This is a genomic window from Cecembia rubra, from assembly GCF_003014575.1.
Taxonomy (GTDB): Bacteria; Bacteroidota; Bacteroidia; order Cytophagales; family Cyclobacteriaceae; genus Cecembia_A; species Cecembia_A rubra.
This window is the reverse complement of record NZ_PYGF01000002.1, coordinates 358,430-375,992: the sequence shown is the minus strand read 5'-3', so window position 1 is coordinate 375,992 and position 17,563 is coordinate 358,430. Positions and strand designations below refer to the sequence as shown.

The following is a 17,563-nucleotide window of genomic DNA, read 5'->3' as shown; positions in this document are numbered from 1 at the left end:
ATTAGTTTTCTTGAACATGAAGTGATGGGGAATAAGCCAAATTAGGAGATAGCCATCTTTCAGCTTGAGCCTTGCTTACACCTTTTCTCAATGCATAACTGGCTACTTGGTCTTCCCCAATTTTGCCTAATCCAAAATATTTGCTTTCTGGGTGTGCAAAGTAGAATCCACTGACCGAAGAGGTCGGATACATTGCAAAACTATCTGTCAATGTAATTCCTGTATTTTTTTCAACCTCCAGAAGATCAAACAAAGTTCTTTTTTCTGAGTGCTCGGGACATGCCGGATAGCCTGGCGCCGGCCTTATACCCATATATTCTTCTTTGATCAAAGACTCATTATCCAAAGACTCTGAAGGTGCATATGCCCATATTTCTTTCCTTACCAGCTCATGAAGGTATTCAGCACCTGCTTCTGCCAATCTGTCTGCCAAAGCCTTAAGCATGATATCATGGTAATCATCATGATTATCCTGGAATTCTTTTAGCTTGGGCTCAATTCCCCAACCCGCTGTCACTGCAAATCCCCCAAAATAATCCGGCTTCCTAGGATGGATATAATCTACCAAGGATCGATTGGGAACACCTTTTCCTTTTTTTCCTTGCTGCCTCAGAAAATGGAAGGAGTATTCCTTAGAAGCTCCTAACACTTTAATATCATCTCCAACTCTTTCAACAGGAAAAATACCGACAACAGCTTTTGCTTTTAACCATTTTTCATGGATTATCTGATCAAGCATATTGTTAGCCTCTTCATAAAGTCTCTTGGCCTCTTTTCCGATAACAGGATCCTCCATGATTTTCGGAAATTTTCCGCTCAACATCCACGTACTAAAAAAGGGAGTCCAGTCAATATATTTTCTCAAAACATTAAGGTCCAGGTCCTCCATTACAGTAATGCCTTTATGGGCAGGTGCTACAGGCTCAAAATGATCCCAATCAATAAAGACCGGGTTAGCTTGTGCCTCCTCATAACTAACTAACTGTTTTATTTGTTGTTTGGCCTCATGTTCTTCTCTTAGCTTCTTATAAGTTGCCTTGATTTCTCTTTGATAAACCTCTTTGGTTTCTTCGGATATAGCTTCTCCTGCAATAGGAACCGATTTGGATGCGTCTGTCACATGAACAACCGTCCCGCTATATACCGGATCAATTTTTACAGCGGTATGGATTCTTGAGGTGGTAGCCCCTCCTATCAACAAGGGAATCTTTAGGTCCTGTCTCTCCATTTCGGAGGCTACATTTACCATCTCATCTAATGAGGGAGTAATCAGACCACTTAGTCCAATAATATCTACTTTATTCCTGACTGCTTCATCAATGATTTTTTGGGCATCTACCATTACTCCAAGATCTATGATTTGGTAATTATTGCAAGCCAAAACCACCCCTACTATATTCTTTCCAATATCGTGAACGTCACCCTTGACTGTTGCCAAAAGAATCTTCTTAATACTGCTCTGTTCCTCACTATATCCCACATCTCCCGCCTTTGGCATAAATGGCTCTAGGTAGGCAACTGCTTTTTTCATTACTCTGGCAGATTTGACTACCTGAGGCAAAAACATCTTCCCTTCTCCAAACAGATCTCCAACTACATTCATCCCATCCATTAAAGGTCCTTCGATCACTTTTAGTGGATTTTGATATTTCAATCTAGCCTCTTCAGCATCTTCAACAATGTAATCTATTATTCCTTTTACCAAGGCATGCTCTATTCTCCTTTCTACATCATCCTGCCTCCATGCTTCGGAAACAACTTCCTTTTTGTCTTGGGACTTGACTGTTTCGGCAAAGGACAGCAAATCTTCAGTGGCATGATCATTTCTATCAAATAGAACATTTTCAACTTTTTCCAGTAAGTCCTTTGGAATATCATCATATACTTCCAACATGGTTGGATTGACGATTCCCATATCCATCCCATGCTTGATAGCATGGTATAAAAATGCAGCATGCATTGCTTCTCTTACAGGATTGTTGCCTCTAAAAGAAAAACTTACGTTGCTAACTCCACCACTTACTTTTGCACCGGGAAGGTTTTGTTTAATCCACTGTGTAGCAAGGAAAAAATCCAGTGCATTTCTCCTGTGCTCTTCCATACCCGTCGCCACAGGAAAAATATTTGGATCGAAAATAATGTCCTGTGGGTTAAACCTTACTTGATTTACCAGGATCTCATAACTCCGCTTACAGATGTCAATTCTTCTTTGGTAAGTGTCAGCCTGACCTTGCTCGTCAAAAGCCATTACAACTACTGCAGCTCCAAATTTCTTAATGGTCTTAGCCTGTTGTACAAACTCCTCCTCCCCGTTTTTCAAACTGATGGAGTTTACGATTCCTTTTCCCTGAATACATTTCAATCCAGCCAAAATAATCTCCCACCTAGAAGAATCGATCATGATAGGAATTCTGCTTATTTCAGGTTCAGAGGCAATTAGATTCAAAAATTTCTCCATAGCAGCTACACCATCCAACATCCCCTCATCCATGCAGACATCAAGGATCTGAGCTCCTCCCCTGACTTGATCAAGTGCAATTTCCAATGCCTCATCATATTGGCCGTTCAAAATCAACTTTGCAAACTTTTTTGAACCGGTTACATTGGTTCGCTCACCAATATTTACAAAGTTAATTTCAGGTGTAAAGACCAATGGCTCTAAACCCGATAGTTTCAATATATGCTGGTTATGAATTTTACTCATCTTCTGTGTTGACAAATTCAATTTTTCTTGGCTGATATTTTTCAACCAATTTTGCTAATGCAGCAATGTGCTCTGGGGTAGTCCCACAGCAACCTCCCAAAATATTGATATGCCCCTCCTTTAAAAACTCCTCTACCTGTTCAGCCATTTCTTTAGCACCTTGATCATACTGGCCAAATTCATTTGGAAGGCCTGCATTGGGATAAGCTGACACATAGAATGGTGCATTATCTGCCATTACTTTTAAATAAGGCCTTAATTCTTTTGCCCCTAAAGCACAATTGAGACCAATACTGAAAAGAGGCAAATGAGAAACAGAAATCAAAAATGCTTCGGTAGTTTGGCCTGAAAGTGTCCTTCCGGATGCATCAGTTATAGTTCCTGATACCATGACCGGTACACCGCCTTCCTCGGGATTCAAGGGCAATGATCGCTCCTCATAAACCTCTTGTATTGCAAACAATGCCGCTTTGGCATTAAGGGTATCAAAAATTGTTTCTACCAACAATATATCCGAACCTCCATCTAATAGCCCCCTCACTTGTTCTTGGTAAGCTTCAGATAATTGATCGAAAGTTATGGCCCTGTAACCTGGGTCGTTTACGTCAGGAGATATAGAGGCTGTCCTGTTGGTTGGCCCCAAAGCACCTGCCACAAAGCGAGGCTTTTCCGGAGATTTGTTGGTAAACTCATCTGCAACTTCTCTGGCTATTTTTGCTGATTGAAAATTGATCTGATAAGCCAAATGTTGCAATCCATAATCCTCCTGAGCGATAGATGTACCACTGAAAGTATTGGTTTCGATGATATCGGCTCCAGCTTCAAGATAAGCCGCATGAATTGCTTTGATCACATCCGGCCTGGATAATGAAAGCAGGTCATTGTTCCCTTTCAGTGATTTGGGGTGATGCTTTAATTCTGAAGTTCTGAAATCCTCCTCTCCCAACTTATACCGCTGGATCATTGTACCCATGGCACCATCCAATATCAGAATTCTCTTTTTGGCTATTGATAGTAATAACTCGCTTCTATTCATAAATCTGAAATTAAAAAGCTTATGCGAGTCTAACCGGATGAAAAAGAAATTCTTCCGCTCATCTTTTTCCGGCATTTCCGGAAGGGGAATTAGCACCTTGCTGTTTCAGGTTGCTAAGACGTCTCAGGGCCCATCCCTCAGTCTTTCTCGATAAGCAATTCCAAAGTTAAGTGCTATTCTTGAATTTCATTAAACAATTTAAAAATTATTGAAAAAAATTGAGGAAAATACACAAACAAGGGCCAATTGTTTGCCATTTATCTATTATTTGACCTAATTATTTGAATTTCTAAACCCAAAAATTAATTTAATGCTTTACACAATGTATTCTTCTATGAAAAAGCTTTTACTAATCTTGTTAATTCCTGTAATCACCTCCTGTTCATCCAATCAGGAATCCGATTCAACTTCCCATAAGCCTACTTGGGATGCAGAAGAAAAACTCGGCAATTTAGGAATAAATCTCCCTGAAGCCAGTCAACCTGTAGCCAATTATGTCAATGCCGTTAGAACTGGGAACTTGCTATTCTTGGCAGGAAAAGGCCCAAATCTTCCAGATGGAAATTACGTGACAGGCAAAGTAGGGCAAGATTTGAGCATTGAGGAAGGAAAAGAAGCTGCAAGGCTGGTCGGCATTGCTCAATTGGCTGTACTAAAAGCAGAATTAGGTGATCTAAATAAAGTTAAAAGAATTGTAAAAGTTTTGGGCATGGTAAATTGCGGACCGGATTTTACCCAACATCCACAGGTCATCAATGGATTTTCGGATTTGATGGTGGAAGTGTTTGGCGAAAAAGGTAAGCATGCCCGTTCCGCAGTAGGAATGAACGCTTTGCCAATGGATATAGCAGTTGAAATTGAGCTTATAGTAGAAATTGAAGATTGAACTTTATGGCCTAACACCAATACTTAATTGCAAATAGGGGTTGGCCATGTACTTGAACATTGCCAAGTCTGCTAATTTATATTGACTTAGAGGCAACTCATAACCAGCATGGACACCAAATATCAGGTCAAGAAACTTTCTTTGGGATAATGGAACTCCATATGTGATAAATACTTCTGGCTTAGCCATGGCCCCATATGCAGCCAAATATCCATCATGATCCGGTTCTTCAAATAGTCTTGGGAAGTCAGGCCTTAGGTCAGAAGTAATAGTGTACCTTAAATTTCCAAAACCAAGTCCTGCCAATGCTCCCATTTCCAGATTTCTTAAATCCAAAAATTTCAATCCCCCATTGGCATAAACTCTTACACTATTCAGACTATGGCTTTGAGTGGCATTGGCTTTTCCTCCTAAACCTAGGTTAAAAAAGTCCATTCCATACATCATCTGCTTGCTATAGCCCAATATTTTAACCCCCCAATTGTTAGGCCTTCCTGTAAATGGCTGCAGCCCATTCTCTACCAAATGTTCATTAAATAAATCAGGACTTGTAAAATTGAGACCATAAAATATATGAGCACCCAATGAAGCATCCTTATAAAAATATTTGTAATCTGGTAGGGTAATTCCCGCACCTAATCTTAGAAATGCACCAGCCTGAGTACTGTTAAAACTGATTCCATTGAGATTCCAGGAGTTTTCAAATGGACTAAAGGAATAACCAAATCTGGCCATCAAAGCCAAAGCTTCATCTCTTCCAGGAATAGGCAGGTCATAACTCAATTGAAACCCGATTTCCGTCAAAAATCCGGAAAGGTTAAGAGAGCTTTTATGAATATTCCCATCTCTAAGGATAAATCCGTGTGCTGGATTTTGTAAAAAATCATCAAGATCACTTGCTTCATTATCCTTTAGCATTTGAAAATTGAGAAAGCCAGATCCTACAGACATATAATGGATCAATTGAAATGGACCTTCTTCTGTAAATGAAAAACCTATGTTTACATTAAATCTAGTTGTTCTGTAGTCAATTTCATATCCGTTGAAAATTGATTTAGGCCCGGGATTTTGAAATAATTCCAAACCTAGAATGAAATCATTGTACCTAGCCTGATATCCAAAATTGAAATTGGTATAACCTTTCCTCATTGGGCTAAGACCTTTGTTTTCAAGCATTTGATTAAACTCCCTCAAGTTGGTGCCTGTTCTGCCCAATGCAAAATACATGGTTGACCTGCTGGATGGTGTCTCCTGTCCATAGACAAATGGAAAAATGGCAAAAAGGAGAAGACCGGTTATTAATAATCTCATACAACGGAATTACTTTCCAAAAATAAAACCAATCTCCAAAAGTAAAGCAGGATATACAAAATTTAAATCTTTAAAAACCGGATTATTTTTGAATAAAGGTTATCTGGATTGAAAGGTTTGGGAATAAAATCATCCATTCCAACTTCTTCCAATTGCATCTTAACATCAATTAATGAGGATGCTGTCAGGGCTATTATGGGAACACTTCTTTTTTGGATATCAGGATGCCTTCTTATGTATGACGCTACCTCAAATCCATCCATTTCAGGCATTTGAAGGTCTAAAAGAATGAGATTAAAATCGTGAAGATCAAATTCTTGAATGGCCATTTGCCCATTTTCAGCAATTACAATTTCTCCAACACCCCACTTGGTCAAAAATTTATTGATCATGATTTGGTTGACCAAGTTATCCTCTGCCACAAGTATTTTTGCTGAAGCTAAATTCCTATTGTAAGAAGCTACTCTTCTGAAATGATGTTCAGATGATGCTTTTACTTTTTGGAATTTAATAGTAAATGAGAAAACAGTACCTCCTCCAGGTCTTTGTTTTATTAAAATATCTCCACCAAACAAATTTACCAATCGTTTTACTATTGCTAATCCTAGACCAGTTCCCCCATATTTACGGGTTGTTTCTGCACTTGCTTGGGTAAATGCCTCAAAAACTGTGGCCATTTTTTCCTCTGGGATTCCAATTCCAGTGTCTTCGAAATCAAACTGAACTTTAATATCTTCAGAATCTTCGTCTACTCTTTTTAGTACAATCCTTATAAAACCTTGTTGGGTAAATTTAACCGCATTGGAAATTAAGTTATTGACTACCTGGCCTAACCTCACCGGATCTCCTATCAATTTGGGAGGAATTTCCCCATCATATTCGAATTGTATATCAAGTGCTTTTTCCCTTGCCTGGTAAGTATAGGAATGGATGATCCTGTTAATGACATTCTTTAACTCAAATTCCAGTTTCTCAAGCTCCACCTTGCCTGAATCTATCTTGGTAAAATCCAGAATATCGTTGATCAACCCCAATAAATTTTCAGCAGAAAACTGGAGTGTTTTAAGGTTTTCTAGCTGATCAGGCCTAGGGTTATCCTCTATAAGTAAATGGGCCATCCCAATAACTGCATTCATTGGTGTCCTGATTTCATGGCTCATTATGGACAAAAACTGGGATTTCACCTTGGATGCCTGTTCTGCTTTCTCCTTCGCCAAAAGCATCTCTCTTTGGGCTTCTTTTAATTGTGTGATATCTCGCGCAATACCATTGTAGAAAACCCTTCCGTCTTCCGTTGCAATCAGTTTACCATTAGAGCTAAATATCCTATATTCCCCGTCCTTGCTCCTAAGTTTGAATTCGAGGTATTGATTCTCCTTTAAGAATTTTACAGGATCCCCTATTAACTCCTTTAACTCATAGATATTATCCTCATGCAAAAATTCAGTTAACTTCAGGTTAATCACCTCATTTGGCTCATATCCCATAAATTGCTTAATGTTGGGAGACACATAGGTCAAAGTAAAGTCCGGTTCCATTGAAAAAATAATTTCCGTGGACTCTTCAACTAATCTCCTGTACTTTTCTTCACTTTTTTGAAGATTTTCTTTTGCATTGTATTCTTCATTGATATCCCTAAGTATACCCAAGGCATATTCCACCTCACCTTCATGCATGATGGGTTTAATGGTCATTTCATAAACCCTTTTCCTAAAAATAAGAATCTTATTTACATCCCTTTTTTCTAGCAGGGCAGTTTTAACAGCAGGCTCAATTTGACTTAAGTTATTCTTGTGCACTTGGGACAGGGTCTTTCCTTCGAAATCAGAAGGCTTCATTCCCCAATTTCTCATCGTAGAACCTTGGGCTACAATATATTTTAAATCCTTATCAATAAGGAATACACTTATATAAGGAATATTAGAAGCCAGCACACGATACCTTTCCTGACTTCGGATAATCTCTTCCCTGTTTTTTTTCTGCTCTGTGATATCCTGAAGTATCCCCTCATGTAAAACCACCCTTCCATCTTGATCTAACAGTTCTCTTGATTTATCTTCTACCCAGCGGTATTCCCCTGTTGATTTTTTGATTCTATATTCCCCTGAATATGCAGGAATTCCCCTTTCATGTTGTTCCTGCAAATGAAAATCCAAAAGCTCCTCCACATCATCTGGATGAATGATATCAAGGATGCTGGTACCTTTAGAAATCAAATCCTCGGCAACATAACCGAATTGCTTAATATTATCCGAAATGTACAGGATCCTAAAATTTTCATTCGGATCCACAGTGAATAACACAGCAGGACTATTTTCTACCACTATTTTTGCTCTTTTGGCAAGGGCTTCCTGCTTCTGTAAAATTGAGAGATTCCTGATTACAAATGAATAGCCTAATTTCTCCTGCTCGTCATTTAAAAATGCCTGGACGGAAAGGTCATAGGGTTGCACAGAACCATTGATGGATTTAAGGTTAAGGTCCCGCCTAAAAACTTTATCATTTTTTAAATCCATAATAGCCATTTTGATTTCATTGACATCCTCAGAAAGGAAATCAAATAAATCGAAAAGCGTACCTTGAAAATCTGAATTATGAAAAAGGCTACATTCTGCCTTGGCTGCTTTGTTGAGGTAAATTACATTCCAATTGATGTCTGTAACAAAAATCGGATCATCAACTTGAGCCAAAATCTGGGACTGAAGCTTTAAAAATTTTTCAGCATCCCTCTTATGGGTTATGTCAGTGCAATAGCCATAAATCTCCGTAGCTTTGTTACCATCACCTTGATTCACGACAATACTATAAGATAGGATTTTTTCTTTCCCCTCTAAAGACTTGATGGACAACTCTCCTGAAGAACTTTTAAGCTCTAAAACTGCTTTCTTTACATCTCTGATGAAATTTTTCCTCGAAACTTTTAGGATTTTAGGAAATAATTCAGACAAATTAACAGATGTTATTCCTTCAGGGATTTCAAAAATTTTATTGAATCCTTTTGAAATATGCAGTCTGTTTTTGGTAGAACTGTACCTCCAAGAACCTGATTTTGCCAATATTTCAGTTGACTCTAACAACTTCTCATTCCTGTCCAAGCTCTTTTTGATGGCCCTATTTATGAAGCTTCCAGCATAAATATCTCCTAATTGCCTTAGCACATATTCGTCCTTTTCAACCCAGTCCCTCTTTTCCTTGACTGCATCTAAACCAAAAAATCCAATTAACTTATGTTCAGAAAAAATAGGAATCAAAAGGACTGATTTAATTCCCTGCATTTTGTAAACCTCCTTTTCAAAAGAAAACGAATCAGGTAAGGATTCAACATCAGATACAATAAAGATTTCGCCCTTCCTAAGAGTTTTCATGGTAGCTGCATCCTCATACAAAGGAATATATTTCATATCCTGTATTTGGGGTTCCACGTTTACACCTGTCCATTCATAAGCATATTCAATAGACTTCAGCTCTTCATGGATAAGGAAAATATAGGCCCTATCTGCCCTCTCAAATTCACCTAACATCCTTAGGGAATCTTGAAAGACCTGATCCAACTGATGGAAGTCAGCATTGACAAACTTAGTAGAAACTTTGTTGATCAGATTTTCAAGATCATAGCGCTTTTGAAGAGATTTTTTTGCCTCATAAAATTCAGTAACATCCCTCACACTAAAAAGTATTCCTTCCACTGTAGGTTCATCCAATAGGTTCTTCCCAAAAGATTCCAGAAAAACCCTTGTTCCGTCAGGTTTATGGACCCAAAAATCCAACCTAATCTCCCTTCCCTTTCTATTGAGTTCTTCAAAGCTTCCATCTACTAATTCAATGGCTCCCAGTTCCACAAAATCATGTATTGACCTCCCTATTATTACCTCTGGTTTGAAACCCAGCTTATCAATAATTGAAGAACTGACAAACTTAAATACGCCCTTTCCATCCACAATAGCCATCATATCGTGGCTATTCCTTAACATCGTTTTGATAAAGCCAAGATCTTGCTGTTCTGCTATTTCAATCCCTTGACTTTCATATTGCAACAAATCTCCAAAAGTAATATGGAGCTTCCCTTTTGCTAGGCAGTACCGCTGTTCATTGTTGGAGGCAAGACTTATAAATGTCCATTGGAATCGGGGGTGAAATCCTCTGTTATCCTTTAATGTCCTCAAAAACTCTGTCTTTGGCTGTTCCCCCGCCAGAAAAAATCTATAAAGTTCATTTTGACTAACACCATTATTTACAAATTCTTGCCATTTTTGAAAATCATATTGAAAATTCTCCCGCCAGAATTTATTCACAAAAACAATCTGATCTTCGCTAAAAACCATCATTGGATCAGTAACTTCATCAAAAAAACTGAAAATGGAAATATCCAATTTTTCAAAATAAGCCATATGGTCCTGTAAAATTAAATGTAGATTACAATTTTAATGATTTAATTTAAAATCTTCTTGCACAATTAACAATCTTAATCATTAATCTTCCATTTACCATAAAATAAAAATTAACCATGAACCGGAAATTAAAATTATTGCTGATTCTTTTATTGGCAAGTACGCAAATTTTAAAGGCACAAAGAGAAGATCTTATCAACATCAGCGACATTGTCAAAATAATTAGCACTTCCTCCCATACAATTGCACCAAATGGAAAAGAAGTCCTTTTTATAAAAAATTTCATCGATGTGAAGAATGAAAATGATTATCAATATAAGTCCCAACTTTGGGTGACCTCAATAGATGGAAAACAACCTGGAAAACCATTGACTTCATCTGAGTATAACGTATCCTCTTTTGAACTGTCCCCAGATGGAAAAAAAGTTGCATTTGTAAGACCTAAAGATGGAAAACTTCAAATTTGGATTCTTTCTCTTGATGGAGGAGAAAGCCAAATGGCAACTTCTGAGAAATTCAATGTTTCCAATCCAATTTGGTCCCCAGATGGCAAAAAAATTCTTTTTAATACCACAATTCCTATGTGGGCTTTAAAAGGAAGCCCTGATTGGGAAATACAAAGACCGGGAAGAAATTATGGAGATGAACCAAATTATAAAGCGATCCAAGAGGGATTGGCCAAGGAAGAAATTCAACCAAACCCTGACGGGAATCTTGAGGAACTAAGGGCATTCCTTGCCAAAAATGCAAGTAAAAATGATCCAAGGGTAATAGACAGGCTAAATTTCCTAGGAGAAACCGACCTGAGTCCCGACCTCTTCTTTTCCCATCTTAATATTCTGGATTTAGAAAGCGGGAATACCGAAAGAATAACAGATGGATTTCAAAGTTATTTCGGTGCAACCTGGTCTCCTGATGGTTCCTATATTTTGGCTTCTTCGCTCAAAAATACCGATCATCCTGACTTGACGAACCATACGGAGATTTGGAAAATCAATCCAAAGAACAAATCAGCAAAAGTGTTTTTCGCCTTGGAAAATCACCGCGTAGGAAATCCTGTTTTCTCTCCGGATGGTAAATGGATAGCTTTAGGAGGACAAAACATAGAAGAGCCAACCTATAATATGGCTATGATTGGCATCATTAAACCCGATGGAAGTGGCTTCAAATGGATTACAGAAAGTTTGGACAGGTCTGTTTCAAGTCCAAAATGGGCAGATGACAGCCAGCAAATTCTTTTTTCAGGAGCAAATCAAGGAGGTTTTAGCCTTTGGAAAGCTCAAATCACTACAGGAAAGATAGATGCTGTTATTACCGGACCTGTTGGAGTAAATGGATTTGATGTAAGAGGGAAGCAGTTAGTATATGCATTAACAAAAATTGAAAACCCTTCTGAAATTTTTGTATCAGATCTGAACAACAGAAATCCAGTTCAGGTAACCAATTTTAATGAAGGATGGCTCTCCGGAAAAAAACTTTCCAGACCAAGTGCCCATCAATTGAATACAAATGATGGCTTTACAATAGATTATTGGGTGATGGAACCTGCCGAAAAAAAAGAAGGCGTTAAATATCCAACTATCTTAAACATGCATGGTGGACCGTCTGCGATGTGGGGCCCAGGAGAAGCAAGTATGTGGCATGAATTTCAGATAATGGCTGCAAAAGGATATGGGGTGGTTTATGCTAATCCCAGGGGGAGTGGCGGTTACGGCAAAGCTTTTCAAAAAGGGAATTATAGAAATTGGGGAGATGGGCCGGCCGCAGATGTCCTAGGATCATTGGATGCTGCAGGCGATCAATTTGACTGGATTGATAAAGACCAATTATTTCTTACTGGTGGCTCTTATGCTGGGTACCTTACCGCATGGATTGTTGGGCACGACCATAGATTCAAGGCTGCTTTTGCACAAAGAGGTGTATATGAACTAACCTTTTTCTTAGGTGAAGGCAATGCCTGGAGGTTAGTCCCCAACCATTTTGGCTACCCGTGGGATGAGGGTGTAAAAGAGATACTTGATTATAATAGCCCACAGACTTATGTCCAAAATATCCAAACCCCTTTATTGATCAAGCATGGAGATGTGGACTTGAGGACTGGCGTAAGACAGTCTGAATTACTTTACAAAAGCCTTAAAATACTAGGTAAACCTGTAGAATATGTACGCTACCCTGGTGAAGGCCATGAATTATCTAGAACTGGAGCTGTTCATAGAAGGATAGACCGTTTGGCAAGAATCATAGAATTCTTTGAAAGATATGTAAACCATCCAACTAATTGAGCAACAAATTTCATTATCAGTCAAAATGACTTCCATTGAAAACCCATAAAAAGTTTAGATGGCTAAAACTAAGTTTGACTTAATCTAATAATTAAAACATTTTTAAACCCTCAATCGGGATTAATTGTTTTATTCATACAATTGATAGACTTATTCCAATAAAACGGCAAAAAAAATACCTAACGTTAGGTATTTTTCGAGAAGGTTAGAATGGCTAAACTTGAATTAACTTTTAGAGTTTCTCTAATTAAGTGTTTAAGTTCAAATAAGGGTTATCCTAGACACTAAAAAGCCCCCAATGTTTGGGGGCTTTTTGTTTTTTTATTTTAATTCCAACCTCCTCCTAATGCACGGTAAAGTTTTGCATTGGATTGCAGTTGTTTTACTTTTAATTCAATCAGCTCGATCTGTGATTGAAGAGCCCGGCTTTGGGCATTGATGACTTCCAGGTAGTTGGCATAACCTACCATAAACATGGTATTGGAGTTTTCAACTGACCTTTTCTGTACCTCCACTTCATAAGTTTTTACCTGAAGCTGCTCATCATAGGTTTGGAATTCATTGACCAGGTCCAAAACTTCCAGATAGCTTTTCAGGACAGTTTGCTCATAATCGTATAAGGCAATTCTTTGACGTGAATTTGCTGCCTCAAAATTCGCACTGATCTGATTTCTGTTGAAAACCGGAGCAACTAGCCCAGCTCCAAATTGGTAAACACTGGAAGCAGGATTTAAGAACAGTCTACTGAAATCAAAAGCATTGAACCCAGCCATCCCAAAGAGATTAAAAGATGGGAAATAGGCTGCCCTAGCTACATAAATATCAGCTTTGCTTGCCAATAGTTCCTGCTCTGCAGAACGAATATCAGGACGGAAAATTAATAAATCCGAAGGCAAGCCTACATGAATCAAATCAGGTTTATCAAAAATCTGATCCAGCTTCACCCTTTGGTGATCAAATTGATAAATACCCAAAAGACCGGTCATCCTAAGTTCCTCAGAGCGTAGTTCCCTTTGTTTTTCCACCAATAAAGCTTTAGAATTCAGCATAAGAGCCTCAAACTGATCAACAGCTAATTGATTTTCCTTTCCGGCAGTTTTGAGGTCTTTGGTCAGATTTACTGCAAGCTCCTGCAATCTGATATTTTCTTCCAAAACCCTCAGCTCTTCATCAAGGCCAACCAATTTGTAATAAGACGCTGCTACTTCTGAAATCAGCATAGTCTTTACCAAATTGGCCATTTCCTGGGAAGCCAAATAACGGGAAGCTGCGGCCTTTTTTCGGTTCCTGTATTTTCCCCAAATATCCAGTTCCCAATTAAACTGAGCACCTAGGATAAAGTCCCTATATGGATCCGGGATTTTCTTGTCTTCAGGAACTGTAGGTGAAAGATTTGAATCCGCATTACCCACACCATCCATCGTGTATTCTCCAAACCTCCGTCTTGATGCACCTGCAATTCCATTGATTTCAGGCAGCATTCCTACTCTGGCAATTTTGAAGTCTGCACCTGCCAGTTTGATCCTTTCAAGGGTCTTCAGGTTTTCCTGATTATTGGCCAGGGCAAGCGCAATCAAATCCTTCAATGCCTGATCCTGGAAAAACTCTTCCCATTGTAGGATAGCTATAGTTGTATCCTCTTTTTTACTCTCTTCGAAATAAGCGCTTGGGATCTGCCCCAGCCCCATTCCTTCCTGAATCTTGGCTGTCTGACATCCTAATAACAAAAGGCCTGTCATCAAAAAACCAGCGACTGAAAATATTCTCCTATTCAAATTCATGGTGCTTATGCTTTTACTGAGATTTCTGAGGTTTCTTTTTTCTTGAATTTAGTGGCCATGGTTTCAAAAACCACATACAGACCAGGTATTAAGAAAACCCCCACCAAAGTCCCGATTAGCATTCCTCCTGCCGCAGCAGTACCGATTGTCCTGTTACCAATAGCACCAGCTCCAGAAGCGATGGTCAATGGAATCAAACCGGCAATAAAGGCAAAAGAAGTCATCAAAATAGGTCTCAACCTCTCTACTCCTCCATTGATGGCACTCTGAAGAATTGAAAGTCCCTTTTGTCTGTTTTGAATAGCAATCTCGATGATTAGGATGGCATTTTTCCCCAACAAACCGATCAACATGACCAGGGAAACCTGTGCATAAATATTATTCTCAAGACCTGTAAGTTTTAAAAACAGAAATGACCCAAAAATCCCGGCAGGTAAGGAAAGAATTACAGGTAAAGGAAGGAAGTAACTTTCATATTGGGCGGCTAGAAGTAAATACACGAAAATCAAACAGATTGCAAAAATATACAGTGCTTGATTACCAGAAGCAATCTGCTCCCTTGTAATACCTGACCAGTCAATATCGAAGCCCCTTGGCAACATTTTCAAAGCAACTTCCTCAACTGCTTTAATGGCATCACCTGATGAATACCCTTCTGCCGCATCACCTGTAATCAAGGCAGAGTTGAACATATTGTACCTCGTCAATTGCTCTGGCCCAAATACCCTCTCCAAAGTCACAAAGTTGGAATAAGGAACCATTTCACCCCTGTCATTTTTTGCATACATGGACAAAATAGATTCAGGGGATGTCCTGTATTCAGGAGATGCCTGTATCATGACTTTATACATCATCCCAAACCTAATGAAATTTGAAGAGTAATAACTGCCTACATAGGCTTGCAGGGTTTCCATAGCACCGTGAACCGAGACCCCTAGTTTTGCAGCTTTATCATGGTCAACATTTAGAATATACTGGGGGAAATTTGGCTCAAAATTGGTAGTAACTTCCTTCAGCTCAGGCCTTTTATTTAGTTCTTCTAAAAACTCCTGGGTAATCTGGGACATTACTGCCAAAGTACCTCCTGTCTTATCCTGCAAACGGAGTTCAAAACCTGATGCATTACCAAATCCAGGTACCGGAGGTGGAGAAAAAAACTGGATATCAGCGCCCTTGATATGAGAAGTCCTCTCTTGATAATCAGTAATCAATTGATTGACATTCCTATCCCTTTCTCCCCAACCAACTAAATTAATCATACCCATGCCATAAGAAGCACCTGCTGTCTCTGTCATCAAACTGTAGCCTGCAAGTGTCGAAACGGTCTCTACTTCATCAAGAGGAAGTAAACTGGCCTGAACCAGATCCATTACCTCAGAAGTCCTTTCCACAGTAGCTCCTGGAGGAGTAGTGACGTTGACATAAATCATCCCCTGATCTTCATTAGGGATAAATCCTGTAGGCAATACAGCAATACCTCCATAGGTAAGTAAAAAGAAAAGAATCAATGCGCCAAATGTCACTGTTCTCCTACCTGCAATTTTATTAACTACTCCTGAGTATTTCTCAGATAATGCATCATACCGCTTATTGAAGCCAAAGAAGAACTTCTGAAGCCAACCTTTTTTGGGATCATGCTCAACATCTGAAGGTTTTAGCAAAAGACTGCAAAGGGCAGGAGAAAGGGTAAGTGCATTGATACCTGATATAACAATCGCTATTGCCAAGGTCAAAGAAAACTGCCTGTAGAATATACCAACTGGGCCGGAAAGAAAACTCACTGGCACAAATACAGCCGACATCACGAGTGTAATGGCTACAATAGCTCCTCCTATCTCCTTCATCGCTGCAAGGGTAGCGTCCGTGGCATTCATTTTATTGTGGTGCATCTTCACGTGCACGGCTTCCACTACTACTATGGCATTGTCCACCACGATACCAATTGCCAAAACCAAAGCAAAAAGTGTCAAAAGATTAATGGAGAAGCCAAATAACTGCATAAAGAAGAATGTACCTATCAATGAAACAGGAACCGCAATAGCCGGAATCAAAGTAGACCTGAAATCCTGAAGGAAAATAAATACTACTATGGATACCAAAAGGAAGGCTTCTATCAGGGTCTTGACTACCTCATAAATAGAAGCATCCAAAAACCTTGAAACATCATAGGATACATTGTATTCCATGCCAGGGGGAAATGAATCATCTTGAAGTTCATCCATTTTATTTTTGATATTTTGGATAACCTCCCTTGCATTGGATCCCGGCCTTTGTTTGATCATAATGGAAGCCGAGGGCTTTCCATCAGTCATGGAAACCATGCTGTATTCCTGTGCATCAAACACTACCTCTGCTACATCTTTAAGCTTTAATAAAGATCCATCGGGAAGAGCTTTAAGAGTGATGTTCTCATAATCTTCCACTTGGTTAAATTTTCCGGTATACTTTAGAACGTATTGTAAAGCTTGTGGATCCCTATCTGAACTGATCCCGGATTTACCTGGGGCAGCCTCCACATTCTGAGCCCTGATGGCATCCGTTACATCTTGAGGTGATAAATTATAGGCCACCAATCGGTCAGGTTTCATCCAAACCCTCATGGCGTAATCCTTGAATCCCATTATCTGGGCAAAACCAACTCCATCAATTCGTTTAAGTTCCGGAAGAATGTTTATATCGGCAAAATTGTAAACAAATTTTTCGTCTTGTGTGGAATCAGAGGTAATCAAATTCAGATATAACAACATACTGTTTACCTCTTTTTCAGTCTGTACACCCGCCCTTATTACTTCTTCAGGCAATTCATCAAGAACTGTTGCTACCCTATTCTGAACATTGACAGCTGCCTGATCAGGATCTGTTCCAACTTTGAAAACTATATTGATCAAGGTTACACCATCATTGGTGTTTACTGAAGTCATATAAGTCATCCCAGGAACACCATTAATAGCACGCTCCAAGGGGGTGGCCACTGCCTTGGCCAATACTTCTGCATTGGCCCCAGTATACTTGGCAGTTACAGTAACAGAAGGAGGAACAATTTCGGGGAATTGGGTTATTGGCAAAGAAAATAGAGCCAATAATCCCAAAAGGGTTATGAAAATGGAGATAACCGTGGATAAGATGGGTCTCCTAATAAATATTTCAAACATAATTTTCCTAAATCAACTTTGTG

At 39.0% G+C, this 17,563-nt stretch carries 8 protein-coding genes and 1 riboswitch; of the genes, 2 read left to right on the top strand and 6 right to left on the bottom strand.

Translation table 11 applies throughout. From position 1 onward, the window contains the following. Position 1 precedes the first annotated feature (1 nt). Together metH and CLV48_RS06400 are read right to left on the bottom strand one after the other, a co-directional pair. Positions 2 to 2,704, bottom strand: coding sequence for a methionine synthase (metH, locus tag CLV48_RS06405; protein ID WP_106566430.1), 2,703 nt, complete (start codon positions 2,702 to 2,704; stop codon positions 2 to 4). Then, on the bottom strand, positions 2,697 to 3,740 hold the full coding sequence (locus tag CLV48_RS06400) for a homocysteine S-methyltransferase family protein (RefSeq protein WP_106566552.1): 1,044 nt from the start codon (positions 3,738 to 3,740) through the stop codon (positions 2,697 to 2,699). The genes metH and CLV48_RS06400 overlap by 8 nt, the downstream gene beginning before the upstream one ends. 55 nt (positions 3,741 to 3,795) lie before the next feature. Beyond that, a riboswitch (SAM riboswitch) is annotated at positions 3,796 to 3,897 on the bottom strand. Between the two features lie 177 nt (positions 3,898 to 4,074). Between CLV48_RS06400 and CLV48_RS06395 the strand changes: the two genes are divergently transcribed. After that, on the top strand, positions 4,075 to 4,626 hold the full coding sequence (locus tag CLV48_RS06395) for a RidA family protein (protein WP_106566429.1): 552 nt from the start codon (positions 4,075 to 4,077) through the stop codon (positions 4,624 to 4,626). Between the two features lie 3 nt (positions 4,627 to 4,629). Here the strand turns inward: CLV48_RS06395 and CLV48_RS06390 are convergent, their stop codons facing one another. Together CLV48_RS06390 and CLV48_RS06385 are read right to left on the bottom strand one after the other, a co-directional pair. Continuing rightward, positions 4,630 to 5,937 (bottom strand): hypothetical protein, encoded by a 1,308-nt coding sequence (locus tag CLV48_RS06390; protein WP_106566428.1) that lies wholly within the window; start codon positions 5,935 to 5,937, stop codon positions 4,630 to 4,632. Positions 5,938 to 5,999: 62 nt separating this feature from the next. Beyond that, entirely contained in the window at positions 6,000 to 10,325 is a 4,326-nt protein-coding gene (locus CLV48_RS06385) for a PAS domain S-box protein (RefSeq protein ID WP_106566427.1), read from the bottom strand. A gap of 116 nt (positions 10,326 to 10,441) precedes the next feature. Here CLV48_RS06385 and CLV48_RS06380 point away from each other — a divergent pair, with 116 nt between their 5' ends. Beyond that, complete coding sequence (locus CLV48_RS06380; RefSeq protein ID WP_106566426.1) at positions 10,442 to 12,607, top strand: S9 family peptidase; 2,166 nt, start codon at positions 10,442 to 10,444, stop codon at positions 12,605 to 12,607. 326 nt (positions 12,608 to 12,933) lie between these two features. Here CLV48_RS06380 and CLV48_RS06375 read toward each other — a convergent pair whose 3' ends face one another. Next, positions 12,934 to 14,388: an efflux transporter outer membrane subunit gene (locus CLV48_RS06375; protein WP_106566425.1), complete on the bottom strand. Its 1,455-nt coding sequence runs from the start codon at positions 14,386 to 14,388 to the stop codon at positions 12,934 to 12,936. 5 nt (positions 14,389 to 14,393) lie between these two features. Continuing rightward, entirely contained in the window at positions 14,394 to 17,540 is a 3,147-nt protein-coding gene (locus tag CLV48_RS06370) for an efflux RND transporter permease subunit (RefSeq protein WP_106566424.1), read from the bottom strand. Between the last annotated feature and the right edge of the window lie 23 nt (positions 17,541 to 17,563).